This window comes from Streptomyces sp. NPDC047061 (assembly GCF_040643955.1).
Classification (GTDB): domain Bacteria; phylum Actinomycetota; class Actinomycetes; order Streptomycetales; family Streptomycetaceae; genus Streptomyces.
This window is the reverse complement of the sequence record NZ_JBEYVI010000034.1, coordinates 106,565-133,216: the sequence shown is the minus strand read 5'-3', so window position 1 is coordinate 133,216 and position 26,652 is coordinate 106,565. Positions and strand designations below refer to the sequence as shown.

Genomic DNA, 26,652 nt, shown 5'->3' with positions numbered 1-26,652 from the left:
AACGGCCTGTCCGTCGCCCAGGTCCAGAAGCTGGTCGACGACCACACCGACGGCCGCACCCTCGGCTTCATCGGCGAACCGCGTGTGAACGTCCTGGAACTCAACATCGCGCTGAAGGAACTGATCAAGGGCGACTGATGACCCGAGTGCTGGTCGTGGAAGACGACCCACAGCTCGTACGGGCACTCGTGATCAACATGCAGGCACGCCAGTACGGAGTGGACGCGGCGCCCGACGGCGCCACGGCCCTCCGGCTGGCGGCCGCGCGTCAGCCGGACGTGGTGATGCTCGACCTCGGACTGCCCGACATGGACGGGGTCGACGTCATCAAGGCACTGCGCGGCTGGACCCGCGTACCGATCCTGGTGCTGTCGGCCCGTCAGGCGTCCGACGAGAAGGTCGCCGCGCTCGACGCGGGGGCCGACGACTACATCACCAAACCGTTCAGCATGGACGAGCTCATGGCCCGGCTGCGGGCCGCCGTCCGCCGCACCGAGGACACGCCCCTCGCTCCCGAGACCACACGGGTGGAGACGGACGAGTTCACCATCGACCTGCTCGCGAAGCGGGTCGTCCGGGGCGACCGCGACGTGCGGCTCACACCCACCGAATGGCACCTCCTGGAGATACTGGTGACCAATCCGGGGCGCCTCGTCACGCAGAAGCACCTGCTGCGTGAGGTGTGGGGCGTCTCGCAGAGCAACAAGACCAACTACCTGCGGGTCTACATGGCCCAGCTCCGCCGCAAGCTGGAGGCGGACCCCGCTCACCCCCGCTATCTGATCACCGAGCCCGGTATGGGCTACCGCTTCGAAGGATGACATGGCACGCGGCAGGCTTCGGATCTACCTGGGCGCCGCCCCCGGCGTCGGCAAGACCTACTCGATGCTGTCCGAGGCGCACCGCCGCGTGGAGCGGGGGACCGACTGCGTCGTCGCCTTCGTGGAACACCACAGCCGGCCGCGCACCGAGGTGATGCTGCACGGTCTGGAGGAGATCCCGCGCAAGGAACTGGAGTACCGCGGCGCGGTGTTCACCGAGATGGACGTCGACGCCGTCCTCGCCCGCCGCCCCCAGGTCGCCCTCGTCGACGAGCTGCCGCACACCAATGTCCCGGGTTCGCGCAACACCAAGCGCTGGCAGGATGTGGAGGAGCTGCTCGCGGCCGGCATCGACGTCGTCTCGACCGTCAACATCCAGCACCTGGAGTCGCTGGGCGACGTGGTGGAGTCCATCACGGGCGTACGGCAGCAGGAGACCGTGCCGGACGAGGTGGTGCGCCGGGCCGACCAGATCGAGCTGGTCGACATGTCCCCGCAGGCGCTGCGCCGCCGGATGGCGCACGGGAACATCTACCAGCCGGACAAGGTCGACGCGGCCCTGTCCAACTACTTCCGGCCGGGCAACCTCACCGCCCTGCGGGAGCTGGCCCTGCTCTGGGTCGCCGACCGGGTCGACGAGTACCTCAACGAGTACCGCCGCGAGCACCGGGTCTCGACCATCTGGGGCTCGCGCGAGCGGATCGTGGTCGGCCTCACCGGCGGGCCCGAGGGACGGACGCTGATCCGGCGGGCCGCACGGCTCGCCGAGAAGGGCGCCGGCGGCGAGGTGCTCGCCGTCTACATCTCCCGCAGCGACGGCCTGACCTCTGCCTCCCCGAAGGAACTCGCCGTCCAGCGCACGCTCGTGGAGGACCTCGGCGGCACCTTCCACCACGTCGTCGGCGACGACGTCCCCGCCGCCCTGCTGGACTTCTCGCGCGGCGTCAACGCCACCCAGATCGTGCTCGGCGTCTCCCGGCGCAAGAGCTGGCAGTACGTCCTCGGACCCGGCGTCGGCGCCACGGTGGCCCGGGAGTCGGGGCCCGACCTCGACGTCCACCTCATCACCCACGACGAGGCAGGCAAGGGGCGCGGACTGCCCGTCGCCCACAGCCGGCTCAGCCGGCCCCGGATCCTGTGGGGCTGGCTGGTCGGTGTGCTCGGCCCCGCGCTGCTCACGCTCCTGCTCACCAGCACGGCACCCTCCGTCGGCCTCGCCAACGACATGCTGCTGTACCTGTCACTGACGGTCGCCGCGGCCCTGCTCGGGGGTCTGCTGCCGGCCCTCACCTCGGCGGTGGTGGGCTCGCTGCTGCTCAACTGGTACTTCACCCCGCCGGTTCACACGCTGACGATAGCCGACCCGGAGAACATCGTCGCGATCGTGATCTTCATCGGGGTGGCTGTCTCGGTGGCGTCCGTCGTGGACCTTGCCGCCAGGCGCACCCACCAAGCCGCCCGGCTGCGCGCCGAGTCGGAGATCCTGTCGTTCCTCGCGGGCAGCGTGCTGCGCGGCGAGACCGGCCTGGAAGCCCTGCTGGAACGGGTCCGGGAGACCTTCGGCATGGAGTCCGTGGCCCTGTTGGAGCGGGCGAGTGACGTCGAGCCCTGGACCTGCGCGGGCAGCGTGGGCCCGCGGCCGTGCCAGGCGCCCGAACAGGCGGACGTGGACATGCCGGTGGGCGAGCACATGACCCTCGCCCTGTCCGGACGGGTGCTGCCCGCCTCCGACCGGCGCGTGCTGGCGGCCTTCGCCGCGCAGGCGGTCGTCGTGCTGGAACGGCAGCGGCTTCAGCACGAGGCCGACCAGGCCAAGGAGTTGGCCGAGGGCAACCGCATCCGCACCGCGCTGCTCGCCGCCGTCAGCCACGACCTGCGCACCCCGCTGGCCGGCATCAAGGCCTCGGTGTCGTCGCTGCGTTCGGACGACGTCGAGTGGTCCGAGCAGGACCGGGCGGAGCTCCTGGAGGCCATAGAGGCGGGCGCCGACCGGCTCGACCACCTCGTCGGCAACCTGCTCGACATGTCCCGCCTGCAGACCGGTACCGTCACGTCGATCGTCCGCGAGGCCGATCTGGACGAGGTGGTGCCGATGGCGCTCGGCGGGATCCGGGCTGCTGGAGCGGGTCGTCGCCAACGTGGTGGAGAACGCCGTCAAGTACAGCCCCGCGGAAACCCCCGTCCTGGTGAAGGCCAGTTCCATAGCCGACCGGGTGGAGATGCGGGTCGTGGACCGCGGACCCGGTGTCCCGGACGAGGCCAAGGAACGCATCTTCGAGCCCTTCCAGCGGTACGGCGACTCGCCGCGCGGTGCCGGGGTCGGCCTCGGCCTGGCCGTGGCCCGGGGCTTCGCCGAGGCGATGGGCGGCACGCTGACCGCCGAGGACACGCCGGGCGGTGGGCTCACCATGGTGCTGAGCCTGCCGCTGGCGCCGGGACGGAGACCGGGGCGGCCGGATCTCTCGGCCGCGGCGACGCCGTAGCCGTAGCCGCAGTGACGATGTAGTCGTAGCCGCTGCGACGTGGTGAGCCGTGCCGCCCGCCGGCGCGTCGTCACGCCTCAGGACGACAACTGCCGTACGTCCAGCGGCAGATGCCAGCTGTTGCGGCGGTGCGCCGACGCCAGCGTGTCCTCCAGCGGGGACGGCGGTACCGCGAGGACCGGACAGTGCGCGTGGGTCAGGCAGTAGCGGGTGACGCGGCCGGAGAACGGCCGGTGCCAGCCGCGCCGACCCGCGCCGACGACCAGGATGTCGTCCTCCCGGTCCGCCGTCTCCACCAGGGCCAGGCCCGGGGTCGCGCGCACCACCATGCCGTGCAGCACAAGGTCGGGACGGGCGTCGCCGAAGACCTGGTCGAGGACGTCGAGCAGCCGCTCGCGGGCCGTCTGCTGCCACTCCGCCGCCGCCCGGCACAGGGCCGTGACGCTGCCCAGCGAACCGCTCACACCGACGACGACCCGACCGGATGTGCAGGTGTCGTAACCGGACATGTATCCACCGTACTTCGTCAGCGGCCCCCGGGCGTGTCCCGGGGACGTACCGCCGCCATGACACTCCCCGGGGCGGGGCACGGCCAGTCCCGCAGCCGCTTCTTGGCACGCCTCTGACACCCGCGACCAGCACCGACGACCCCTCCGTCAGCGTCCCGTCAACGTCGCCCGGATCACCGTCAGCGTCGCGTCATGAGGCATCGGCGGGGTGCCCGGGGCGGGCATAGCGTCTGGACAGAGCCCCGGCCGGTCTCCCCGCTCCCGGGGCGCTCAGCACCTTCCGACCCAGGAGGCATTCCATGCCAGAACTCTTGTGCGGTGACGATCCGGAGCCTTCCGAACGCTTCCCGGCCGGTCCCCTGTTCGTACCGGTCCGGCCGGGACCCGCGGGGTGTGCGGCCCGTCTCTTCCGCACCCCCCTGGGCGAGCGCACCGCCGTCGGCTTCACCTCGCCCAGCAGACTCGCCGCCACGCTCGGCCCCGACCAGGCCTGGATCCGGCTCGCCGAACCCGCGCTGCGTGCCCTGACCGCACCGCTGGGCGTCACCATCGTCACGGTCGACCCCCAACTCACGGCCCCGGCTCCGCATCCGGCCCCGGCCCCCGGGCCGGTGCGGCCCGTCGCGCCCGTCGCCGTGTCCCTGCGGATCGCATAAGAATCGCATAAGGAGGGGAGCGATCGATGACCACCCTGCACGAACCCGTCGTCACCACCACGCCCGCCGACCTTTCGGTGTGGCCCGCCTCCACCACCGAGCCCCGGCCCGGTGACCTGGCCGTGGGCGGAGTCCCGCTCGCCGAGGTCGCCGACCGCTTCGGCACCCCCGTCTACGTGCTCGACGAGGACGAGATCCGGGAGCGCTGCCGTACCTACCGCAACGCCTTCCCCGACGCCGAAGTCCTCTACGCCGCCAAGGCGTTCCTGTGCCGGGCCATGGTGCACTGGATGGACGAGGAGGGCCTCGGCCTGGACGTCTGCTCGGCCGGCGAGCTGGAGCTCGCCGTCACCACCGGGTTCCCGCCCGAGAGGATCGTGCTGCACGGCAACGCCAAGTCGCCGCGCGACCTGGAGGCCGCACTGCGGCTCGGCGTGGGCCGGATCGTGATCGACAGCCCCTCCGAGATCGCCCGGCTCGCCGCCGCCGTCGGCCCCGGGGGCCGGCAGAAGGTCATGGTCCGGGTGGTGCCCGGCATCAGCGCCGGCGGCCACGACAAGATCCGCACCGGCACCGAGGACCAGAAGTTCGGACTGTCCATCCGCGACGGCTACGCCCAGCACGCCATCGCCCGCATACTCGACCAGCCGCAGCTCGAACTCACCGGCCTGCACTGCCACCTGGGCTCGCAGATCACCAGCGTCAAGCCGTACCTGGCGGCCGTGCGCCGCCTGGTCGGTCTGATGGCACGCCTCCACGAGCAGCACGGACTGCTGCTGCCCGAACTCGACCTGGGCGGCGGCCACGGCATCGCCTACCGCCCCGGTGAGGAGGCACTCGACCTGACCATGCTGGCCCGCAGGGTCCGCGCGGAACTGACCGAGTCCTGCACGGCCGCCGGGCTCCCCGTGCCCCGGATGATCATCGAGCCGGGCCGGGCCGTGGCGGGTCCCGCGGGCATCGCCGTCTACCACGTGCTCGCAGTCAAGCGCACCGGCACGACCACGTTCGTCGCCGTCGACGGCGGCATGAGCGACAACCCGCGTCCCGCGCTGTACGGCGTCCGCTACGCGCCCCGCCTCATCGGCCGCGCGAGCACCGGGCCCATGGCCCCGGTGACCGTGGTGGGCCGGCACTGCGAGGCGGGCGACGTCCTCGCCGCCGATGTCGAACTGCCCGCCGACGTACGCCCCGGCGACCTGCTCGCGGTGCCCGTCGCCGGTGCCTACCAGCTGTCCATGGCCTCCGGCTACAACCTGGTCGGCCGCCCGCCGGTCACCGCCGTGCACGACGGCCAGGCCCGGCTCCTGGTACGCCGGGAGTCCCTGGACGACATCCGCCGCCGGGACGTGGGGCTCTAGGGGGAAGCCCCCTGGTCCACCCGGCGTCCGGCCGCCGCCCCCGCCGAGCGCGCGTCCCGCGCGCCCCATGCCCACCTCCGGGCGGGAGACTGCCCGGCCCCCGCCCGGAGGTGATCCATACCCGTGTCCGCATGTGCCTGCCTGACGTCTCGTGGTGGCCCTGATCAAACCGGAGCGCTTCTGATGACCTCCCCGCCCCCGTGAGAGAGAGGCCCGCGGGCGAGGTACGACCACCCGACGCGGGACCCGCCCGCGGTCGGGCGGACACCGGCGGCTCAGAGGACACTGTTGCCGACCGTCCCACCGGCCGTGATGAGGTACCGATGGCGTATGGCCTGGCACGCCGCGAACTGAGACCGAGGGTTCCGCTGCGCCCGGGTGAGGGCGAGAAGCACCGTCTGACCAGCCTGGAAGGCCTGGCCGCGCTCTCCCTGGACGCGCTCAGCTCGGTGGCGTACGGACCCGAGGCGATCGTGCTGGCCCTGGTGGTCGCCGGCACCGGGGCGCTCGCCGCCACCCTGCCCATCACCCTCGCGATCACCTTCCTGCTCGCGGCGCTCGTCGTGTCGTACGGGCAGGTCATCGCCGTTCACCCGGACGGCGGTGGCGCCTACGCCGTCGCCAAGACCGACCTCGGTGCCACCGCGAGCCTGCTGGCCGCCGCCAGCCTGGTCGTCGACTACGTGCTCACCGTCGCGGTCAGCCTCGCCGCGGGCGCCGACGCGCTCGTCTCCGCCTTCCCGGCCCTCGCCCACGACAAGCTGCTCGTCTGCCTGATCGGCCTGGCCCTGCTGGCGGCCGTCAACCTGCGCGGCGTCACCGAGAGCGCCCGGGTGCTGATGCTGCCCACGCTCCTGTTCGTTGTCGCGATCCTCGGTGTCATCCTGCTCAGCCTGCTGCGCGGGCATCCGGTCGCGGTCGTCGGCACCGCCCGGCCCGTGCACGCGACCGAGGCACTGACCGCGCTGGTGATCCTGAAGGCGTTCTCGTCCGGCTGCTCGGCCCTGACCGGCGTCGAAGCCATCGCCAACGCCGTACCGACCTTCCGCACCCCCAGCGTCAAGCGCGCCCAGCGCACCGAACTGATGCTCGGCGCGCTGCTCGGGATCATGCTGATCGGGCTGGCCGTCCTCATCCACCGCGACCACGTGGCGCCGCGCGGCGGGGTGACCGTCCTCGCCCAGCTCACCGCGGGCGCCTACGGCACCGGCTGGCCCTACTACGCAACCAACCTGATCGTCACCCTCGTCCTCGGTCTTGCCGCCAACACCAGCTTCGGCGGCCTGCCGGTGCTGATGAGCCTGCTCGCCCGCGACCACCGGCTGCCCCACCTCTTCGGCCTGCGCGCCGAACGCCCGGTCTACCGCTACGGCGTGGTCGCCCTCGCCCTGCTCGCCGCGTTCCTCCTGCTCGCCACCGACGCCGACACCCACCGGCTGCTGCCGCTCTTCGCCATCGGGGTCTTCATCGGCTTCACCCTCAGCCAGACCGGCCTGGTCCGGCACTGGGCGAGGCAGCGCCCGGCCGGCTGGAAGCGCCGCGCCCTCATCAACGGCACCGGCGCCGTGCTCACCACCCTCGCCGGCGTCATCCTGCTGTTCACCAAGTTCCTCTCCGGCGCCTGGGTGGTCGTGATCGCCGTCCCGCTGATGATGCTGCTGTTCGCCCGCATCCAGCGCTACTACACCGAGGTGGGCGAGGAGCTGGGCCTCGGCCGGGTCCCGGAGCCGCCGGCCCGGCGCACCGCCAGCCTGGTGATCGTGCCGATCGGCGAGGTCAGCAAGCTTGCCCGGCACGCCCTCGGGGCCGCCCTCGCCCTCGGCGACGAGGTGGTCGCGGTCGCGGTGCACGGCGACCCGGCCAGGTCCCGGGCGCTGGAGGAGGCCTGGGCGCGCTGGAACCCGGGCGTGCGTCTCGACATCATCGACAGCCCGCACCGCTCGCTGGTGCAGCCGGTCGTCGACTACGTGCAACGGGCGGCGGCGGACGGCCGTCAAGTGGCCGTGCTCATCCCCGAGGTGGAACCCCGGCACCGGCGCTACGAGATCCTCCAGAACCAGCGCGGCCTGCTCCTCGCCACCGTGCTGCGGGCCCGTACCGACGTCGTGGTGTGCCTGCTGCCGTACCGGTTGAAGCTCTGACGGCCGCCTTGTCGGCCCCTTGAGCGGGCTCCTACAGTGCGCCCCGTAATGTTCGCCGACCGCGCCGAAACTTTCGGCGCGGCCCGGGAGGGGCACACACATGCGGACCTACGGCAACCCGGTCATCCCCGGCTTCCACCCCGACCCGAGCGTGTGCCGGGTCGGGGACGACTACTACCTCGTCTGTTCCAGCTTCGAGTACTTCCCCGGCGTCCCGCTCTTCCACAGCCGGGACCTGGTGCACTGGCGGCAGCTCGGCAACGTCCTGGACCGGCCGGGGCAGTTGACGCTGCCGGACGACACGCCGGCCTCGGGCGGTGTGTACGCCCCGACGATCCGGCACCACGACGGGCTCTTCCACGTCATCACGACCAACGTGAGCGCCGGGGGCAACTTCCTCGTCACCGCCGAGCGGCCCGAGGGCCCCTGGTCCGACCCGGTGTGGATCGACGTCCCCGGCATCGACCCCGACCTCGCCTGGGACGAGAACGGCGACTGCTGGTGCGCCGTGGCGGGCGTCGCGGTCGCCCGGATCGACACGCGGACCGGGAAGGTGCTGGAGGGGCCGCTGCCGATGTGGTCCGGGACCGGGCTGCGCGACCCCGAGGCGCCGCACCTCCACCGGGTCGACGGGTGGTGGTACCTGCTGGTCGCCGAGGGCGGCACCGCGCTCGGGCACGGGGTGTCCGTGGCCCGCGCCCGCTCGCCGCGCGGGCCCTGGGAACCCGCGCCCGGCAATCCGCTGGTCTCGCACCGGGGCACCCGGGAACCCGTCCAGTGCACCGGGCACGCCGACCTGGTCCGGGCGGCCGACGGCAGTTGGTGGGCGGTGCTGCTCGGCACCCGGCCGCGCGGCTGGTTCCCCGAGTTCCATGTGCTCGGCCGGGAGACCTTCCTCGCCCCGGTCGCCTGGGTGGACGGCTGGCCGCGCATGGGCCCGGTGCGGGAGCGGGAGGAGGCGCCGGCCGCCTGGCACCCGGTCGAACAGCCGCCCGCACGGGACGACTTCACGGCCCCCGCCCTCGCGCCGCACTGGATCTCCCCGCGCAGCCGGCCGGCCGGGTCCTGGTCGCTGGCCGAACGACCCGGATGGCTGACGCTCACAGCCACCGGGGACACCCTCGACCGCCCCGGGCACACCTTCGTCGGCCGGCGCCAGCAGCACGCCGACTGCCGGGCCGCCGCACTGCTCGACCCGGGCGCGGGACGCGGGGGCCTGACGGTCCGTATCGACGAGGCCCACCACTACGACCTGGAGGTGGCCGGGGGAGCGGTGAGCGCGGTCGTACGGATCGGGCCGGTTCGGCAGCGGATCGCCGAACGCGCGGTGCCGCCGGGGCCGTTGACCCTGGTGATCGAGATCCGTACCAGCCGGGTTCCGGTGCCCACCGCCACCGCGCCCGGGGCGGACGGGAACGCGACCGGTGTCCGCCCCGCCGGGCCCGACGCCGTGACCCTTTCGATCGAAACGTCCGACGGTGTCGTTCGACTGGCCGAACTCGACGGCCGCTATCTCTCCACCGAGGTGGCGGGCGGGTTCACCGGACGGGTCATCGGCATGTACGTCACCGAGGGCCGCGCCGCCTTCGACTGGTTCGCGTACATGCCGATGAGCTGATGCGCGACACCTTGACGCTCCTGATGCGCCTTTCTAGAGTCGCCGTTCGGAACGTTCGGTGAAAACACCGAATGTTTCGAAAACGGCGGCCCCAGAGCACCACCGAACCAGGACGGCGTCGGTCGTCCCGTACCCCAAGGAGCGCATCATGGGCGACCCGGCACTGTCCCGTCGCGGTTTCCTGGCGGCCACCGCGGCCGCCGGTCTGGGCATGACCGCCCTCAGCGGCTGCGGCGGCTCGGACTCGGGATCGTCGGGGGGAACGACCACCATCGAGTGGTGGAACATCTCCACGACCAACCCGGCGAAGGGCGTCTGGGCGGCTCTCGCCAAGAAGTTCGAGGCGCAGAACCCCAAGGTCAAGATAAAGATCGTCCAGCTGGAGAACGACGCCTACAAGACGAAGATGACGGCCCTGACCGCCTCCGGGAAGCTCCCCGACATCTTCCACACCTGGGGCGGCGGCGTCCTCCAGCAGCAGGTCGACGCCGGCCTCGTCAAGGACCTCACCGACCCCACCAGGTCCTGGGCCGACGGCCTGCTCTCGGTCGCCAAGCAGCCGTACATCCTCGACGACAAGACGTACGGCATCCCGTTCGACATCGGCATGATCGGCTTCTGGTACAACAAGGCGCTCTTCAAGAAGGCCGGCATCAGCACGCCCCCGACCACCTGGAGCGGCTTCCTCGACGCCGTGAGGAAGCTGAAGACCGCCGGTGTCACCCCGCTCGCCCTGGCCGGCAAGGAGAGCTGGACCGGGATGTACTACTGGGCCTACCTCGCGATGCGCACCGCCGGCATCGACGCCCTCAAGAAGGCGAACGACGACAAGGACTTCACCGGTGCCGGGTTCGTCGAGGCCGGACAGCACCTGAAGGACCTGGTCGCCCTCCAGCCCTTCCAGAAGGGGTTCCTGGGCGCCGCCTACTCCACCCCGACCGGCCAGGCCGCCACCGTCGGCAACGCCAAGGCCGCGATGGAGCTGATGGGTCAGTGGGCCCCCAGCGTCGAGGCCGACGCCGGCAAGGGCATCGGCGCCGACCTCGGCTTCTTCCCGTTCCCGGCCGTCGAGGGCGGCAAGGGCACCGTCACCGAGGTCTTCGGAGGCGGCGGCGGACACGCACTGCGCGCCGACGCCCCGCAGGCCGCCGTCGACTTCCTGAAGTTCTTCGCCTCCGAGACGACGGACCTGGAACTGGTGAAGAAGACCAGCGTGCTGCCTGTCGTACCCGCCGCCGAGAGCGCACTGACCGACACCAACCTCAAGCTCGTACAGGCCCAGTTGAAGGCCGCCACCGGATTCCAGCTCTACCTCGACCAGGCCTACGCGCCCGCCGTCGGCCAGCAGGTCAACGACAGCGTGGCCGGGTTGATAGCCGGGTCCAAGTCGCCCGAGGACGTCACCCAGGCGATCACCAAGACCGCGAAGGAAGAGCAGTAGGCCGCCCGATGACCTCGACCTACCTGCCCGGCACCCGGTCGGGACCGGACGCCGTGCCGCAGCCGCTCCCGCCCGCGGGCCGCGCGCGCTCCCGGCGTCGGCTGCTGCACTGGCTCACCGCGATGGGCTTCCAGCTGCCCGCCCTCGTCCTGTTCGGCGTCCTCGTGCTGCTGCCGATCCTGTTCGCGCTGTACGCCTCGTTCTTCCGCTGGGGCGGCTTCGGCATGCCCTCCGACTACACCGGCACCGACAACTTCACCCGGCTCTTCCAGGACGACGTCTTCCTCGGCGACCTGTGGCGCTGCCTGCTCCTGGTGGTGCTGTCGCTGGCGCTGCAACTGCCGTTCGCGCTCGCCATGGCGGTCCTGCTCAACCAGCGGATCCGCGGCCGGGCCGTCTACCGGATGCTGTTCTTCGCGCCGTACGTGCTCTCCGAGGCGATCACCGGCATCCTGTTCGGGATGATCTTCGCCCCCGGCGACGGTCTCGCCGACCACCTCCTCGGCGACCTCGGCCTCGGCGCGCTCGGCGGGAAGTGGTTCGCCGACCCCTCCACCGTCATGGCCACCCTCTTCCTGGTCATGACCTGGAAGTACTTCGGCTTCCACATGATGCTCTACCTGGCCGGACTCCAGTCCATCCCGGCCGAGTTGACGGAGGCCGCGACCGTCGACGGCGCCTCGCCCTGGCAGCGCTTCCGGCACGTCACCCTGCCGCTGCTCGCCCCCACCCTGCGGATCAGCGTCTTCCTGTCGGTGATCGGCTCCATCCAGCTCTTCGACCTGGTGTGGGTGGTCACCGCGGGCGGCCCCGACCACCACTCGGAGACCATGGCCGTGACCATGTTCCAGTACGGCTTCAAGCGCTACCAGGTCGGCTACGCCAGCGCGATCAGCGTGGCCATGTTCGCCGTCAGCCTCGTCTTCGCCCTCGCCTACCAGCGGTTCGTGCTCCGCCGCGACCTGGCCGGCGCCACCACCAACATGCGGGGGGACGGCGCATGAGCGGCGACCGCAAGACCGTACGGACCCTGCCGCTGCACCTGGTCCTCGTCGTGGTCGGCGCGCTGATGGTCGTGCCCCTGCTGTACGCCCTGCTCTCCGGGTTCAAGACGACCAGCGAGCTGTCCCGCAACCCGGTCGGGCTGCCCGAGTCCTGGGTCACCGCCAACTACACCGGGATCCTCGGCTCCGGCGCGTTCTGGCGGCTGGTCGGCAACAGCACGCTGATCGCGATCGCCACCACCGTCCTGGTGGTCGCGGTCTCGGCACTCGCCGCCTTCTCCTTCGCACGGTTCGCGTTCCGCGGGCGGGAAGTCCTGTTCACCGTGTTCACGATGGGCCTGATGTTCCCCTTCGCGGTGGCCGCCCTGCCGCTCTTCCTGCTGCTGCGCTCGATGAACCTGCTGGACAATCCGCTGGGCGTGATCCTCCCGCAGGCCGCGTTCGGGCTGCCGATGACCATCATCATCCTGCGCGGCTTCTTCCGGGAGATCCCCGGCGAGCTGGAGGAGGCGGCCACGCTCGACGGCTGCGGGCCGTTCGGCTTCTTCTGGCGGATCCTGCTGCCGATGGCCCGGCCGGCGCTCGGCACGGTCTCCGTGCTCGCGGTCGTCACCAGCTGGAACAACTTCTTCCTGCCGCTGCTGGTCTTCACCGATCCGAAGTGGTGGACGATCCCGGTCGGCGTGCAGCAGTTCCAGGGCCAGTACGCCACCGACACCGCCCGGGTCTTCGCGTACCTGGTCCTCGCCATGGTCCCCGCCCTGGCCTTCTACTCGGTCGCCGAACGCCAGCTGGTCGGCGGCCTCACCGCCGGCGCCACCAAGGGCTGAACACCCCCTTCACGCCCCTTCACGGACAGGAGTCGCACGATGTCCCGTACCCGGCTCAGACTCGCCGGTGCCCTCGCGGCCGTTCTCGTGGCGGCCGGAGTGGCCACCGGCCCGGCCGCGCAGGCCCACGACCGGCAGCCCACCCTCGCCGAACTGGCCCAGCGCCACGGCCGTTACTTCGGCAGCGCCACCGACAACCCCGAACTCACCGACACCGCCTACACGAAGCTCCTCGGCACCGAGTTCGACATGATCACGCCCGGCAACGGCATGAAGTGGTACGCCACCGAGCCCCAGCAGGGCGTCTTCGACTGGACCAACGGCGACCAGATCGTGAACCTCGCCCGCGAGAACCACCAGAAGGTCCGCGCCCACACCCTGGTCTGGCACAGCCAGCTGCCCGCCTGGCTCACCTCCCGCGACTGGACGGCCACCGAACTGCGGGCGGTCCTGAAGAAGCACATCCAGACCGAGGTACGGCACTACCGGGGCAGGGTCTACTCCTGGGACGTCGTCAACGAGGCGTTCAACGAGGACGGCAGCTACCGCGAGACCCTCTGGTACAAGACGCTCGGCCCCGGCTACATCGCGGACGCGCTGCGCTGGGCCCACCAGGCCGACCCGCACGCGAAGCTCTACCTCAACGACTACAACATCGAGGGCCTCGGGGCGAAGAGCGACGCCTACTACGCGCTCGCCCAGCAGCTGAAGGCCGCGGGCGTCCCGCTGGACGGCATCGGCCTCCAGGCCCACCTCGCCCTGCAGTACGGCTATCCGGCCACCCTGGAGGACAACCTCCGCCGCTTCTCCCGCCTCGGCCTGGACACCGCGCTCACCGAGGTGGACGTACGGATGCAGCTGCCGGCCACCGACGAGAAGCTGGCCGAGCAGGCGACCTGGTACGCCGATCTGACCACGGCGTGTCTCGCCGTGCGCAGGTGCGTCGGCATCACGGTCTGGGACTACACGGACAAGTACTCGTGGATCCCGGCGTTCTTCCCCGGTGAGGGCGCGGCCCTGCCCTGGGACGAGCAACTCGCCCCCAAACCGGCCTACTTCGCGCTGCGCACAGCTCTCGGCTACTCGGGGTGACCGACCCCGGACGCACGTCGGGGCCGGTGCGCACCATGCGTGTGCGTCCGGCCCCTGCTGGTCACCGGGCGGAGCGGCGGGGCCGCCCGGGGTGATGCGGTGGTGCGGTGGTCTCTCAGGCGGCGGTCACCACGCGGCCGGCACCGAGCGGGCGGTGCGGCGCGATGATCTGGCCGTCGGGCAGGAGCTCACCGGTGTCCTCGAAGAGCAGAACGCCGTTGCACAGCAGGCTCCAGCCCTGCTCCGGGTGGTGCGCCGTGAGGCGGGCGGACTCCCGGTCGGCGGATTCGGCGGTCGGACACGGCGGCTGGTGCTGGCACATGGATAGGGTCTCTCGCTCGGTCGTGATCATGTCGGTCCCCCGTGCTGATGAGTCGGTCAGAATCCAGTGTTGCCTTTCGGGCGTTGCTCCGCAGGGATTTCGCGGCACCGCTTCTCACAGATTGGAGACGCGTCACCCGCGCGGACGGTTCATCCCGGCCGGGCTGCCGATTCGGATGGTTTCACATGGCCGGATGGGGCTAGTCCGGACGACGTGTCATACCGAGACGAGGGCTATTCCGGCTCTTAGGAGCGGTGAATTGCTCGTACGAGCGGAATCCGGTGTCTCCGGCCGTGCCCTACAAAAGTACGCCGGTACCCGGCAACGCGCGCGTACCCCGCCGCTCGACCGGTGGCGGCGGGGTGTGCGCGACGGTGTCTGTCAGGCGGGCGTGATGAGCAGGGGGGCCGGGGTGATCCGGTGGGTCAGCACCGGGAGCAGTTCGGCGACCAGGTGCGGCCGGTGGGCCGCGATGCCGGGCGGCGCGGGTGCCAGCGGTACGAGCAGGTCGGTGGCGGCCGGGTGGCCCTCGGCGCCGTCCGCCGTGCAGTCGCCGTGCAGCCACAGGGTCAGCATGTAGAGGCCGGGCAGGGACAACAGTCGCGGCTGGTAGGTCTGTTGCAGGGCCTCGGCCTGGTGCAGGGCCCGCTCGGTGGAGGTGATGTAGGGGCCCTCGAAGAAGTGCGAGAAGGCCCAGCCGTCCGGGGTGAGCATCGTGTCGGCCGCGGCCACCGCCCGGTCGCCGCAGCGGATCAGGAAGCGCCAGCCGGCCAGCCGGGTGGCGGACACGCCCTCCGGGGTGATCCGGTCCAGTACGTGCACGGGAAGCGGGAGTTCGGGGGTCGCGGGTCCCTGGGCGGTGCGCAGGGAGGGGGTCCGGGCCTCGCGGACCGCGGTGGGGGAACCGAGGGCGGTGAGGACGGATCGCAGTGCGGGCGCGGGGGCAGGAGGGACTTGCAGCGGCATGGTGGGTCGCCTCTCATTCGACAGGCGCGACGGCGCGAGGGCAGGGGCGGACGGCGCTGTCAGCTCACGGGGGGTCAGAGAGGCGGGGGCCCGGTTCGGTGAAGAGAGGTGCGGGCGTTGCCCGCCGCACGTCACTCAGGCGGCAGGAACCAGGACCGAGGGCGCCAGCCTTCTGCCTTGTTCGCGGAGTTTATACGACGCCTGTTCAGGTGGTGTTTCACCGGGATGTTTCATACAACCGAACAAGGCCCAATTCGGCCGTTGATTCGTGCGGAATCCTCCCGGTTTCCTGCCCGTCGAAACCCCGCTGACCTCGGATTACGAGGCTGTCGCGGTAGGCCGGATGTAGTCGGCGTTTTTCACGAGGGGAACGGGGAACCCGAAGTTGCATGCGGCTCCATGCCTCGTGAATGTGCCGCGGGACACATTCCAACAGAGTAGCGGGTGGCCGGTGCCCCGCGCGACGTTATCGATCGCCTCCGCTGGGCATCATCCCACCTGGACTCGGGACACCGGCGGCCGGAAGCCCGGCCCGCCCATTCGAGGAGGGACGCTTCGATGGGGGAGAAGGTCGCGGCGGGCCGGTTCGACCTGTCCGATCGCCGGCGCTACCGCGAAAAGCTCCACGACTGTCTCGCGGGGCTGGAGCGGCTGCTGGTGGAGAAGCGGTTCGACCGCCCCAAGAACCTCATGGGCGTCGAGATCGAATTGAATCTGGCCGGCGCCGACGGCTTGCCGAGAATGTTGAACGGTCAGGTTCTGGAACGTATCGCGAGCCGTGATTTCCAAACAGAACTCGCCATGTTCAATCTGGAAGTGAACATAGCTCCACACCGGCTCGCCGGCCGGGTTTTCGACCGGCTCGCGGAGGAACTCCGGACCTCGCTCGCATATGCCGACCGGAAGGCGGGCGAGGTGGACGCCGGGATCGTGATGACCGGCATCCTGCCCACCCTGGAGCGGGACGACCTGGTCTCCGCGAACCTCTCCGAGGTGGACCGGTACACCCTGCTCAACGACCAGATCGTGGCCGCCCGCGGCGAGGACTTCCTGCTCGACATCGAGGGCGTCGAGCACCTCGTGTGCACCTCGAAGTCGATCGTCCCGGAGGCCGCCTGCACCTCCGTGCAACTGCACCTCCAGGTCACCCCGGCCCGCTTCGCCGACGTGTGGAACGCGGCGCAGGCGGCGGTCGCCGCGCAGATCGCCGTGGGCGCGAACTCCCCGTTCCTCTTCGGCCGCGAACTGTGGCGGGAGTCCCGCCCCCCGCTGTTCATGCAGGCCACCGACACCCGGCCGCCGGAGCTCCAGGCGCAGGGCGTGCGGCCGCGCACCTGGTTCGGCGAACGCTGGATCAGCTCGGCGTTCGAGCTGTTCGAGGAGAACCTGCGCTTCTTCCCCGCCCTCCTCCCGATCTGCGACGAGGAGGACCCCCTGTCCGTCCTCGACGCGGGCGGGGTGCCGAAGCTCGCGGAACTCGTCCTGCACAACGGGACGGTGTACCGCTGGAACCGGCCGGTCTACGGCATCGCCGACGGCGTCCCCCACCTGCGCGTCGAGAACCGCGTGCTGCCGGCCGGCCCCACCGTCACCGACGTCGTCGCCAACGCGGCGTTCTACTACGGCCTGGTCCGCGCCCTCGCGGAGGAGTCCCGCCCGGTGTGGACGCGGCTGCCGTTCGCCGCGGCCGAGGCGAACTTCGACACGGCGTGCCGGTACGGGATCGACGCACGTCTGGTCTGGCCGAGGCGGGCGCGCTACGGCGGCGGTACGGCGGAGGTCGACGCGGTCACCCTGGTCCGCGACGAGCTGCTGCCGCTGGCGGAGGCGGGGCTGGACGCGTGGGGGGTGGAGCCCGCCGACCGGGACTTCTACCTCGGCGTGATCGAGGAGCGGTGCCGCAGGCGGGTCAACGGGGCGTCCTGGCAGGCGGCCACGTTCCACCGGGCCCTGGAGCGGGGCCTGCCGAGGGATGCGGCGCTGGCGGCGATGACGCGGCGCTATGCGGAGCTGATGAACGAGGGGGAGCCGGTGCATACGTGGCCGGTGGGGTTATTGGAGCCGGTGCCGTTGGGGTGAGGCCGACGGGGGCGCGCCGTGGGGGTGCGGTGGGTTGCCGGGTGCCGGTTCGTTGTGGCTGGTCGCGCCCACGCGGCGGAGCCGCATGTCGATACGGCCCCGCGCCCCTTTCGGGGCGCTGCAGCGGGGGTCGGTCGTGCCTGCTTCAGGTTGATCGGGCAAGCTGGGACGTCCCATGGGGCGGCGGGATTGCTCGACTGGAGGCAGGGGTGCAGGTGGAGGCGGATCAGGTGGCCGGTGCTTACCCGGTGGAGCGGCCCTCGCAGCGCATGTTCAGGGACGAGACGCTGCTCGTGCTGGGGCTGTCGCTCGGTGCGAGCGGAGTGTCCGCCCTGATCAGCTTCGTCGGCTCGGTCACCAAACCGGGCGGCCTCAAGGACCAGGCCGCGACCCTCAACGCGTCGGCCGCGCCCGGCCGCCCCTGGCTGGACCTGGCCTGGCAGCTCTTCGGCATCGCGACGGCACTCGTCCCCGTCCTCCTCGTCGCCCACCTCCTCCTGCGTGAGGGCGCGAGCCTGCGCACCCTCGGCTTCGACCGCACCCGCCCCTGGCCCGACCTCGGGCGCGGCGCGGCGATCGCCTCGGTGATCGGCAGCGCGGGAATCGCCTTCTACCTGGCCGCCCGCGGCCTCGGCTTCAACCTCACGGTGGTCCCCGAGGCGCTGCCGGACGTGTGGTGGAAGTACCCCGTACTGATCCTCTCCGCGATGCAGAACGCGATCCTCGAAGAGGTCATCGTCGTCGGTTACCTGCTGCGCCGTCTTGACCAGCTGGGCTGGACCGCCGGCACGGCGCTGGTGGCGAGCTCCGTGCTGCGCGGCTCGTATCACCTCTACCAGGGGATCGGCGGCTTCGTCGGCAACATGGTGATGGGCGTCGTCTTCGTCTACCTGTACCGGCGGTGGGGCCGGGTCGGCCCCCTGGTGGTCGCGCACTCCCTGCTCGACATCGGCGCGTTCGTCGGCTACGCGCTGCTCGCAGGCAAGGTGGGCTGGCTGCCTACGGCGTGAGCAGTTCGCCGTCGATGACGGTGACCGCGCGCCCGGTCAGCAGGACGCGCTCGCCGCGCAGCGCGGTGCGGACGAACCCGGTACGACGGGAGGCCTGGAGCCCCGTGAGATCGGTCCTGCCCAGCCGCCCGGACCAGTGCGGCGCGAGGGCGGTGTGCGCACTTCCCGTCACCGGGTCCTCGTCGATGCCGACGTTCGGGAAGAAGCAGCGGGAGACGTAGTCGTACCCCTTGGCCGGGTCCTCGGCGCGGGCGGTGGCGATGATCCCGCGCGCGGAGTGGGCGCCGAGCTTCCTGTGGTCCGGGGAGAGGCCGAGGACCGTCTTCTCGTCGGCGACCTCGACGAGCAGGTCGCCGATGTTCGCCCCGGTGTCGAACACGGCGACGGGCTCCGCCCCGAGCGCCTCGGCGACACCGTCGGGCGCGTCGACCCGGGTGAGCGGTGCGGTCGGGAAGTCCAGGGTGACGGCCCCGTCCGGACCGGTCGAGGCGATCAGCACCCCGCTCCGGGTGGCGAACCGCACGGGTCCCGGGTGCGCCCCCGTGGTGTGCAGCACGTGAGCCGTGGCGAGGGTGGCATGCCCGCACATCGCGACCTCCGTGACCGGCGTGAACCACCGCAACGCCCAGTCGGCGTCGCCGCCTTGGGGCAGCGGGTGCGCGAACGCGGTCTCGGCGTGGTTCACCTCCATGGCGACGTTCTGCATCCACCCGTCCTCGGGAAAGCCGTCCAGCAGCACGACTCCGGCCGGATTCCCGGCGAAGGGCCGCTCGGCGAAGGCGTCAACGATTCGAATCCGCATGCCCCAGACGCTAGGCCCAGCCCACCGCCCCCGCCCAAGGCCAATCCCGCAACCCTGGCCCGGTTTTCACGAGGTGCGGCCAAATGGGGGGAGGGGGGACGCTTACCGGCGCTGGCAGGGTGCCGCTGCGCCCACCGTGCCGCCCTGCGGCACGCCTGCCCGCAGCTGGGTAACTGTGAAGCGCCCCGTCAGGGGCGCGGGGAACTGCGCGAGCAACCACGACGGCGCCGCACCGGCCGACCGACCGTCAGCTCCCACGGCGCCGATGCCCCTTCGCGCCCCGGCAACGAAAAAAGGAGGGCCGACCCGTCGCCGAGTCGGCCCCCCTGAGCGGAACGCTCAGTCCGTGCCGAGTTCCATCGCCGCCCGGTCCAGCAGCTCGTCGGCGTCCGTCGCGGCCTCCCCGCGGGACGCGATCGCCTCGGCGCCCCCCTCCGGCATGCTGCCGATCAGACCGGTCGCCGCCGCCTGCGCCGCACCGATCGCCGGGTTGGCGGACCCGATCAGGCCCAGCCCCGCGTACTGCTCCAGCTTCGCGCGGGAGTCGGCGATGTCGAGGTTCCGCATGGTGAGCTGGCCGATCCGGTCCACCGGACCGAACGCCGCGTCCTCGGTGCGCTCCATCGACAGCTTGTCCGGGTGGTAGCTGAACGCCGGCCCCGTCGTGTCGAGGATCGAGTAGTCCTCGCCGCGCCGCAGCCGCAGCGTCACCTCGCCGGTGACGGCCGCGCCGACCCACCGCTGCAGCGACTCGCGGATCATCAGCGCCTGCGGGTCCAGCCACCGGCCCTCGTACATCAGCCGGCCGAGCCGCCGGCCCTCGTTGTGGTACTGCGCGACCGTGTCCTCGTTGTGGATCGCGTTGACGAGGCGCTCGTACGCCGCGTGCAGCAGCGCCATGCCCGGTGCCTCGTAGATGCCCCGGCTCTTGGCCTCGATGATCCGGTTCTCGATCTGGTCGGACATGCCGAGCCCGTGCCGGCCGCCGATCGCGTTGGCCTCCATGACCAGCTCGACGGCGGTCTCGAACTCCTTGCCGTTGATCGTGACCGGGCGGCCCTGGTCGAAGCCGATCGTCACGTCCTCGGGGAGGATCTCGACCTCGGGGTCCCAGAACCGCACACCCATGATCGGCTCGACGGTCTCGATGCCGTTGTCCAGGTGCTCCAGGGTCTTCGCCTCGTGCGTGGCACCCCAGATGTTGGCGTCGGTGGAGTACGCCTTCTCCGTGCTGTCCCGGTACGGCAGCCCGTGGGCCACCAGCCACTCGGACATCTCCTTGCGGCCGCCGAGCTCGGTCACGAAGTCCGCGTCCAGCCACGGCTTGTAGATGCGCAGGTGCGGGTTGGCGAGCAGCCCGTACCGGTAGAACCGCTCGATGTCGTTGCCCTTGAAGGTCGACCCGTCGCCCCAGATCTGGACGTCGTCCTCCAGCATGGCCCGCACCAGCAGCGTGCCGGTGACGGCCCGGCCGAGCGGCGTGGTGTTGAAGTACGCCCTCCCGCCCGAGCGGATGTGGAACGCGCCGCAGGTGAGCGCGGCCAGGCCCTCCTCGACCAGCGCGGCCCGGCAGTCGACCAGGCGCGCGATCTCGGCACCGTAGGTGTGCGCACGGCCGGGCACCGAGGCGATGTCGGGCTCGTCGTACTGGCCGATGTCGGCGGTGTAGGTGCACGGGACGGCGCCCTTGTCGCGCATCCACGCGACCGCCACCGAGGTGTCGAGCCCGCCGGAGAAGGCGATGCCGACGCGCTCGCCGGCGGGAAGGGAGGTGAGGACCTTGGACATAGGAAGATTATGCATGAGAACGCATGGTCATGCAACGTCCCTGTACGGCCGCGTGAACTCGGCCGCGGTGGCGACCGAAGGGGCTTGCCATCCGAATGCTTCCGATATATCGTCGAAGCATCGCGAACGATACGCGACAGATCAACGATGAATGGAGTGATTGCCATGCGTACCCACGGATTCGAGCGTGGACATGGTCAGAGCGGCTCTCGCGGGCGGGGCGGCTTCGGTGGACGTGACGGCCGGCGTGCGGCGTTCGGGCCCTTCGGCCCGGGTGGCCCCGGCTTCGGTCCCGGCGGACCCGGTTTCGGACCGGGGCCCTGGGGGCCGCGAGGGCGCGGTGGTCCCAGGGGAAGGGCGCGGCGCGGTGACGTACGGGCCTCGATCCTGGCCCTGCTGAAGGACCGCCCGATGCACGGTTACGAGATGATCCAGGAGATCGCCGAGCGCAGCGGCGGCGCGTGGAAGCCCAGCCCCGGCTCGGTCTACCCCACCCTTCAGCTGCTGGAGGACGAGGGCCTGATCGCCAGCGAGAGCGAGGGCGGCAAGAAGCTGTTCGCCCTCACCGACAGCGGCCGCACCGCCGCCGACGAGGGGCCGGACGCCCCCTGGGAAGAGGCTTCCCGCGGGGTCGACTTCGAGGCCCTGAGCGAGATCCGGCAGGCCGGCTTCGGTCTGATGGAGGCCTTCGGGCAGGTCTGGAAGACCGGCAGCAAGGAGCAGCGCGAGAAGGCGCTGGCCGTCATCAACGAGACCCGCAAGAAGCTGTACCTCATCCTCGCCGACGAGGACTGACCCTCGGGCACGAGGTGAGACCGGGCGCCCCGCGGAACGATCCGCGGGGCGCCCCGGCGCGTCCGGCGTGTCCGGGGTGTCCGGTCTGGCGGGTGGGTCCGGTCCGTCCGGCGGGCCGGGCGGTTCAGGCCACCAGTCCGCCCAGCTTGCGCAGCGACTCGTTCAGGGCCGCCGTCGCCGAGTCCTTGAGCTTGCCCGCCATCAGCGACACGGCCGCGCCCGTGAACTCGCCGTCGATCCGCACGCCCGTCGCGTCCCCGTCCGGGGTCAGTGTGTAGCGGGTGGCGACGGTCACCGCCATCGGCCCCTTGCCGCGGATCGCCATCACCCGCGCCGGCTCCAGCTCCTCGATGGTCCACTCGACCTCTGCCGGGAAGCCCATCAGCTTCATGTTCTCCTGGAAGGTGCCGCCCACGGCCAGGGTCTCGGGGCCGCCCTTGGGAAAGTTGGTGTGGGTCGCGTTCCACTCGCCGTACGCCGACCAGTCGGTGAGCTGTGCCCACACCTTCTCGGCCGGTGCCTGGATGCGTGCCTCCGCGCTGACTTCGGCCATCGGGCCACCCCTTCGTGTCGGGCTACGGTGTCGCGGAACGTAGCCGCAGGGCCTCGAACATTCAATACTGATTAACCGTCAGGAAATGTGCGGATCCGGGGCGGCGAGGGCCGCCCCGGCCGGTCAGCCGACCCGCCGTATCAGCGCCGCGTCGAACAGGTCCCACGCACGCGGGAGCGCGCTCTCGTCATGGCAGTGCCAGGCGTCCCAGAACAGGTCCGCGGGCAGCGCGTCCGGCGGGGCGTACACCCGGTACACGTACTGCCTGCCGTCGACCGCCGGCAGGGCGACCAGCCAGCAACAGCACGCGCTCTCCACGTCAGTGAGAGACGTACGACTGGTGCGCGACGGTTGCGCGTGGGGCGCACGGCAAGACGGCGCGCGCCGCTGTGGCCGGAATCGGTCTGATCTCATCCGTAAGGAGGAGATTCCGGCCATCCGCGTCCACTCTGCGTGGGACGCGAAAATGCTTCCCCCCGCCGATGACTCTGGTCCCTGGGATTGATGAGGTAGGGGATGTGCAACCCCGTATTCCCCGCCAGCCCGCCCAGGACCAGGGCGGTATCCACGCGGACGACGACGCCGGGCTCGGTGCGGAGCTGGCGGCGGTGGTCGCCGGTGCCCGCCGCCGGGCCGTACGGGACGGGGACCGTCAGGTCGACACCGCCCATCTGCTGCACTCGCTGATCGAGTACGACCCCGAGGTGCGGGCCGCCATCGGCGACGCCCCGCAGCTCGCCCGGCTGCTCGGCTACCTCGTGCAGCGCAGCATCGGCTACGGCCTGCGCTGGCAGGGCGGGGTCGAGGACTCCGGCGCGCTGCCGGCCCTTCCGCAGGCAGCGGGAAGGGCCGAGGGCAGGGGCGACGGCGCCTGGTCGCCGGTGGCCGCCGCCGCCCTGGAGTACGCCCGCAGCCGCGCCCGGCGCCGTGGCGAGGTCCACGCCGACGGCATCGACCTGCTCGCGGGCCTGGTCCTCGACCCGGAGTCCCGGGCCGTGGAGGTGCTGGAGCGGGCCGGGGTGGCCGCCCGGGCGCTGGTCCTGCGGATAGACGGGGACGGGGCGATCCGGGACACCGGGACGCCGGGGCGGAACCCGGGGGCGGAACGCCGCACGTCCAGCCGTTGAGACAGGTGTCATAGGGGGTGACGCTCATGTCGCCCGCTGGCATCATGTCCCGGTGCACACCACTGACAGCAGCCACGGAAAGAGCCTCGGGCTCTCCCTCGCCCTCGGGTCGGCGCTCGCCTTCGGCGGCTCCGGCGTCGCGGCCAAGCCCCTGATCGAGGCCGGGCTCGCGCCGCTGGACGTGGTGTGGCTGCGGGTCGCCGGTGCCGCGCTGGTGATGCTCCCGCTCGCCGTCCGCCACCGTGACCTGCCGCGCCGCCGGCCGGCGCTGCTCGCCGGGTTCGGCCTGCTCGCCGTGGCCGGGGTCCAGGCCTGCTACTTCGCCGCCATCTCCCGGATACCGGTGGGCGTGGCGCTGCTCGTGGAGTACCTCGCTCCCGCGCTGGTGCTCGGCTGGGTCCGGTTCGTGCAGCGCCGGCCGGTCACCCGCGCCGCCGCGCTCGGTGTGGTCCTCGCGGCGGGCGGCCTCGCGTCTGTGGTGGAGGTCTGGTCGGGGCTGCGGTTCGACGCCCTGGGGCTGGTGCTGGCTCTGGGGGCGGCGTGCTGCCAGGTGGGGTACTTCGTGCTCGCCGACCACGGCGGGGGCGACGGGGACCACGGCGGCGGCGAGGGGGCGGATCCGCTGGGGGTGATCGCCTACGGGCTGCTGGTCGGGGCGGGCCTGCTCACCGTGGTGGCCCGGCCGTGGGAGATGGACTGGTCGGTGCTGGCCGGCTCCGCGCGGATGAACGGGGCGGCCGTGCCGGCGGTGGTCCTGCTGGGGTGGATCGTGCTGGTCGCGACGGTCGTCGCGTACGTCACGGGTGTGGTGTCGGTAAGGCGGTTGTCTCCGCAGGTGGCGGGCGTGGTGGCCTGTCTGGAGGCGGTGGTGGCGACCGTGCTGGCGTGGGTGCTGCTGGGGGAGCGGCTGGGTGTGCCGCAGGTGGTGGGCGGGGTTGTCGTACTGGCCGGGGCGTTCATCGCGCAGTCCTCCGCGCCCGCCAAGGGCTCCGCCGAACCCTTGGCGCGTGGTGAGGGTGTGGTCCGGGAGCCGGCGGTCTGAGCGCCGTCGGGCGCCGGTCGGTGGTCGCCGGTGGTGGCCGGTCGTGCCCATGCGGCGGAGCCGCACATCGGACACGGCCCGGCGCCCCCGAGGGGGGCGCCGCACATCAGCGGGTCTTCAGGTACTGCGGCACCGCGACGCCCGCCGCCAGGTCCCCGTTCGCGACCGGGGCGTCGTACCCCTTCCGCAGCGGCAGCACGCCCGCCCAGTAGGGGAGGTCCATGTCCTCCGGCTCGTCGTTCGCGCCGCCCGTGCGGGTCTTGGCGGAGACCTCGTTCAGGTCGAGGCGGATCACCGCGGTCGCGGCCAGTTCCTTCTTGTCGGCGGGCCGGGAGTCGGCGGCCCGGCCCGGCACCACGTGGTCGACCAGGGCGTCCAGCGCGCGGCACTTCTCCTCGGGGTCGGTGACCTGGTGGGCGATGCCGTGCACCACCACGGAGCGGTAGTTGACCGAGTGGTGGAAGGCCGAGCGGGCCAGCACCAGTCCGTCGACGTGGGTGACCGTCACGCACACCGCGAGTCCGGGGTCGGCCTGGCCGGTCATCCGCAGCGGCCGCGAGCCCGTCGAGCCGTGCAGGTACAGGACCTCGCCGACCCGTCCGTACAGCGTCGGCAGCACCACCGGCGCGCCGTCGCGCACGAAGCCGAGGTGGCAGAGGTAGCCCTCGTCGAGGATCGCATGCACCACTTCCCTGTCGTACGACGCCCGGTCGGCGGAGCGGGTGGGAACGGTGCGGTCGGTCTTCGGGTAGGCGGCGGGCTGGGCCGGGACGGTCCCCTGTACGGCTGTCTCCATTGCTTTTCTCCATTGCACTAGTGCATAATGCTGTTTGTGCTAGGAGAATATCCGATCGAAGGGCGCGGCGCAGCGGAGATTGCGGCCAGCGTCGAGCGCGCGGTGGGTTCCGGGAAGCTGGAGCCGGGGCAACTGCTGCCCCCGATGCGGGAGTTGGCGAGCAGGCTCGGGGTGAATCCCAATACGGTCGCGGCCGCGTACCGCACCCTGCGCGAGCGCGGGGTCATCGAGACCGCCGGCCGGCGCGGGAGTCGTGTCCGGCCGAAGCCCGCCACGACCGGGCGGGAGGGGATCCGCGTCGACGTCCCGGCCGGGGTGCGCGACCTGTCCTCCGGCAACCCGGACCCCGCGCTGCTGCCCGGCCTCGCGGCGGCCCTGGCGGCGGTGGCGGCCGAGGGCGACCGCGACCCCGTCCTCTACGGCGCGGACCCCGTCGAGCCGGAGCTGGAGCGGATGGCGCGCGCCGAACTGGCCGCCGACGGTGTGCCCGAGGGACCGCTCACCGTCACCTCGGGCTCCCTGGACGCCGCCGAACGCGTCCTGCTGGCGCACCTCAAGCCCGGCGACCCGGTGGCCGTCGAGGACCCCGGCTGGGGCCGCACCCTCGACCTGATCCCCGCGCTGGGTCTGCGCACCGTCCCGGTGGCCGTCGACGACGAGGGGCCGCGGGCCGACGCCCTGCGCCGGGCCCTGGAGTCGGGGGCGCGCGCCCTGATCGTCACGGCCCGGGCGCACAACCCCACCGGTGCCGCGGTGACCGCCGCCCGCGCGCGTGCCCTGCGGGCCGTCCTGCGCGCCCACCCGCACACCCTGCTGATCGAGGACGACCACGGCCACGGCATCGTCGACCTCCCGCTGCATCCCCTGGCGGACGTCACCCACCACTGGGCCTTCGTCCGCTCGGTGGCCAAGGCCTACGGCCCCGACCTGCGCCTGGCCACCCTGACCGGCGACGAGGTCACGGTCGACCGGGTGCGGGGGCGCCAGCGCCTGGGCCCCGGCTGGGTGAGCCGGCTGCTGCAGCGCACGGTGGTGCGGATGTGGGCCGACGGCGCGGTGGACGGCCCCGAGGTGGCTGCGGCGTACCGGGCCCGCCGTGCACTGCTCATCGACGCGCTGGCGGACCACGGCGTCGAGGCCCACGGCCGCAGCGGCATGAACGTGTGGGTCCCGGTTCCCGACGAGACGGGCGCGGTGTCCCGGCTGCTGCACGAGGGGTGGGCGGTGGCCCCGGGCGCGCGCTACCGCCTGGCGACCCCGCCGGGCATCCGCATCACCGTCTCGACGCTGACGCCTGAGGAGGCCGGTCCGCTGGCGGCGGCGGTGGCGAGGGCGGTGACACCGGCGAAGGGCCGGATCCAGGCCTGAGGGCTCCGCTGGTGAGGCCGTGCGTTCACCGCGGGCCGGTGGGGGCTG

24 protein-coding genes and 1 pseudogene are annotated in these 26,652 nt (G+C 71.8%); 17 read left to right on the top strand and 8 right to left on the bottom strand.

What is annotated here, in order from left to right; genetic code table 11:
- The 3 genes and pseudogenes from ABZ887_RS36935 to ABZ887_RS36925 all read left to right on the top strand — a co-directional run.
- A partial coding sequence (locus ABZ887_RS36935; RefSeq protein ID WP_361299622.1) for a potassium-transporting ATPase subunit C occupies positions 1–138 on the top strand: 138 nt, incomplete at its 5' end.
- A complete protein-coding gene (locus ABZ887_RS36930) occupies positions 138–821 on the top strand; it encodes a response regulator (RefSeq protein ID WP_361299610.1) in 684 nt (227 codons plus the stop codon). The genes ABZ887_RS36935 and ABZ887_RS36930, both read left to right, overlap by 1 nt.
- Before the next feature lies 1 nt (position 822).
- Positions 823–3,304 (top strand): annotated as a pseudogene (locus tag ABZ887_RS36925) (ATP-binding protein).
- Between the two features lie 77 nt (positions 3,305–3,381).
- On the opposite strand, the gene ABZ887_RS36920 reads toward ABZ887_RS36925, so the two are convergent.
- Entirely contained in the window at positions 3,382–3,813 is a 432-nt protein-coding gene (locus ABZ887_RS36920) for a universal stress protein (RefSeq protein WP_361299607.1), read from the bottom strand.
- Between the two features lie 299 nt (positions 3,814–4,112).
- Between ABZ887_RS36920 and ABZ887_RS36915 the strand changes: the two genes are divergently transcribed.
- The 8 genes from ABZ887_RS36915 (at position 4,113) to ABZ887_RS36880 (ending at position 13,956) form a co-directional block, all read left to right on the top strand.
- Positions 4,113–4,469, top strand: coding sequence for an SAV_915 family protein (locus ABZ887_RS36915; RefSeq protein ID WP_361299604.1), 357 nt, complete (start codon positions 4,113–4,115; stop codon positions 4,467–4,469).
- A 26-nt stretch (positions 4,470–4,495) separates the two neighbouring features.
- Entirely contained in the window at positions 4,496–5,830 is a 1,335-nt protein-coding gene (lysA, locus tag ABZ887_RS36910; RefSeq protein ID WP_361299601.1) for a diaminopimelate decarboxylase, read from the top strand.
- 323 nt (positions 5,831–6,153) lie between these two features.
- Entirely contained in the window at positions 6,154–7,971 is a 1,818-nt protein-coding gene (locus tag ABZ887_RS36905; RefSeq protein ID WP_361299598.1) for an APC family permease, read from the top strand.
- Positions 7,972–8,071: 100 nt separating this feature from the next.
- A complete protein-coding gene (locus tag ABZ887_RS36900; protein ID WP_361299595.1) occupies positions 8,072–9,589 on the top strand; it encodes a glycoside hydrolase family 43 protein in 1,518 nt (505 codons plus the stop codon).
- Positions 9,590–9,737: 148 nt separating this feature from the next.
- Positions 9,738–11,030, top strand: a complete 1,293-nt coding sequence (locus tag ABZ887_RS36895; RefSeq protein WP_361299592.1) for an extracellular solute-binding protein — start codon at positions 9,738–9,740, stop codon at positions 11,028–11,030.
- Between the two features lie 8 nt (positions 11,031–11,038).
- Positions 11,039–12,034 (top strand): sugar ABC transporter permease, encoded by a 996-nt coding sequence (locus tag ABZ887_RS36890; RefSeq protein WP_361299589.1) that lies wholly within the window; start codon positions 11,039–11,041, stop codon positions 12,032–12,034.
- The gene (locus ABZ887_RS36885; protein WP_361299586.1) at positions 12,031–12,864 is read left to right on the top strand and encodes a carbohydrate ABC transporter permease; all 834 of its coding nucleotides are present in this window, start codon (positions 12,031–12,033) and stop codon (positions 12,862–12,864) included. The genes ABZ887_RS36890 and ABZ887_RS36885 overlap by 4 nt, the downstream gene beginning before the upstream one ends.
- A gap of 39 nt (positions 12,865–12,903) precedes the next feature.
- Positions 12,904–13,956: an endo-1,4-beta-xylanase gene (locus ABZ887_RS36880; RefSeq protein ID WP_361299583.1), complete on the top strand. Its 1,053-nt coding sequence runs from the start codon at positions 12,904–12,906 to the stop codon at positions 13,954–13,956.
- A gap of 115 nt (positions 13,957–14,071) precedes the next feature.
- On the opposite strand, the gene ABZ887_RS36875 is transcribed toward ABZ887_RS36880, so the two are convergent.
- A complete protein-coding gene (locus ABZ887_RS36875; RefSeq protein WP_089105610.1) occupies positions 14,072–14,278 on the bottom strand; it encodes a DUF5999 family protein in 207 nt (68 codons plus the stop codon).
- 381 nt (positions 14,279–14,659) lie between these two features.
- Complete coding sequence (locus ABZ887_RS36870; RefSeq protein ID WP_361299580.1) at positions 14,660–15,244, bottom strand: hypothetical protein; 585 nt, start codon at positions 15,242–15,244, stop codon at positions 14,660–14,662.
- A 558-nt stretch (positions 15,245–15,802) separates the two neighbouring features.
- Between ABZ887_RS36870 and ABZ887_RS36865 the strand changes: the two genes are divergently transcribed.
- The gene (locus ABZ887_RS36865) at positions 15,803–17,323 is read left to right on the top strand and encodes a glutamate--cysteine ligase (protein WP_361299577.1); all 1,521 of its coding nucleotides are present in this window, start codon (positions 15,803–15,805) and stop codon (positions 17,321–17,323) included.
- Positions 17,324–17,592: 269 nt separating this feature from the next.
- Positions 17,593–18,333: a type II CAAX endopeptidase family protein gene (locus ABZ887_RS36860; RefSeq protein WP_361299619.1), complete on the top strand. Its 741-nt coding sequence runs from the start codon at positions 17,593–17,595 to the stop codon at positions 18,331–18,333.
- Here the strand turns inward: ABZ887_RS36860 and ABZ887_RS36855 are convergent.
- Together ABZ887_RS36855 and argG are read right to left on the bottom strand one after the other, a co-directional pair.
- A complete protein-coding gene (locus ABZ887_RS36855) occupies positions 18,323–19,135 on the bottom strand; it encodes a PhzF family phenazine biosynthesis protein (RefSeq protein WP_361299574.1) in 813 nt (270 codons plus the stop codon). The two genes, ABZ887_RS36860 and ABZ887_RS36855, sit on opposite strands and share 11 nt — an antisense overlap.
- A 339-nt stretch (positions 19,136–19,474) precedes the next feature.
- Positions 19,475–20,923 carry an argininosuccinate synthase gene (gene argG / locus ABZ887_RS36850; RefSeq protein WP_361299571.1) on the bottom strand — a complete coding sequence of 483 codons (1,449 nt, stop codon included), beginning with the start codon at positions 20,921–20,923 and terminating at the stop codon, positions 19,475–19,477.
- Positions 20,924–21,088: 165 nt separating this feature from the next.
- Here argG and ABZ887_RS36845 point away from each other — a divergent pair, with 165 nt between their 5' ends.
- Positions 21,089–21,718, top strand: coding sequence for a PadR family transcriptional regulator (locus ABZ887_RS36845; protein WP_361299568.1), 630 nt, complete (start codon positions 21,089–21,091; stop codon positions 21,716–21,718).
- A 124-nt stretch (positions 21,719–21,842) separates the two neighbouring features.
- Here the strand turns inward: ABZ887_RS36845 and ABZ887_RS36840 are convergent, their stop codons facing one another.
- A complete protein-coding gene (locus ABZ887_RS36840) occupies positions 21,843–22,271 on the bottom strand; it encodes an SRPBCC family protein (protein WP_361299565.1) in 429 nt (142 codons plus the stop codon).
- Between the two features lie 123 nt (positions 22,272–22,394).
- Entirely contained in the window at positions 22,395–22,589 is a 195-nt protein-coding gene (locus ABZ887_RS36835; RefSeq protein ID WP_361299562.1) for a hypothetical protein, read from the bottom strand.
- A gap of 200 nt (positions 22,590–22,789) precedes the next feature.
- Between ABZ887_RS36835 and ABZ887_RS36830 the strand changes: the two genes are divergently transcribed.
- Positions 22,790–23,398: a Clp protease N-terminal domain-containing protein gene (locus ABZ887_RS36830; protein ID WP_361299559.1), complete on the top strand. Its 609-nt coding sequence runs from the start codon at positions 22,790–22,792 to the stop codon at positions 23,396–23,398.
- Between the two features lie 52 nt (positions 23,399–23,450).
- Positions 23,451–24,440, top strand: a complete 990-nt coding sequence (locus tag ABZ887_RS36825) for an EamA family transporter (protein ID WP_361299556.1) — start codon at positions 23,451–23,453, stop codon at positions 24,438–24,440.
- Positions 24,441–24,546: 106 nt separating this feature from the next.
- Here ABZ887_RS36825 and ABZ887_RS36820 read toward each other — a convergent pair whose 3' ends face one another.
- Positions 24,547–25,236, bottom strand: a complete 690-nt coding sequence (locus ABZ887_RS36820; RefSeq protein WP_361299553.1) for a pyridoxamine 5'-phosphate oxidase family protein — start codon at positions 25,234–25,236, stop codon at positions 24,547–24,549.
- A 36-nt stretch (positions 25,237–25,272) separates the two neighbouring features.
- Between ABZ887_RS36820 and ABZ887_RS36815 the strand changes: the two genes are divergently transcribed.
- Positions 25,273–26,604: an aminotransferase class I/II-fold pyridoxal phosphate-dependent enzyme gene (locus tag ABZ887_RS36815; protein WP_361299550.1), complete on the top strand. Its 1,332-nt coding sequence runs from the start codon at positions 25,273–25,275 to the stop codon at positions 26,602–26,604.
- Positions 26,605–26,652 lie beyond the last annotated feature (48 nt).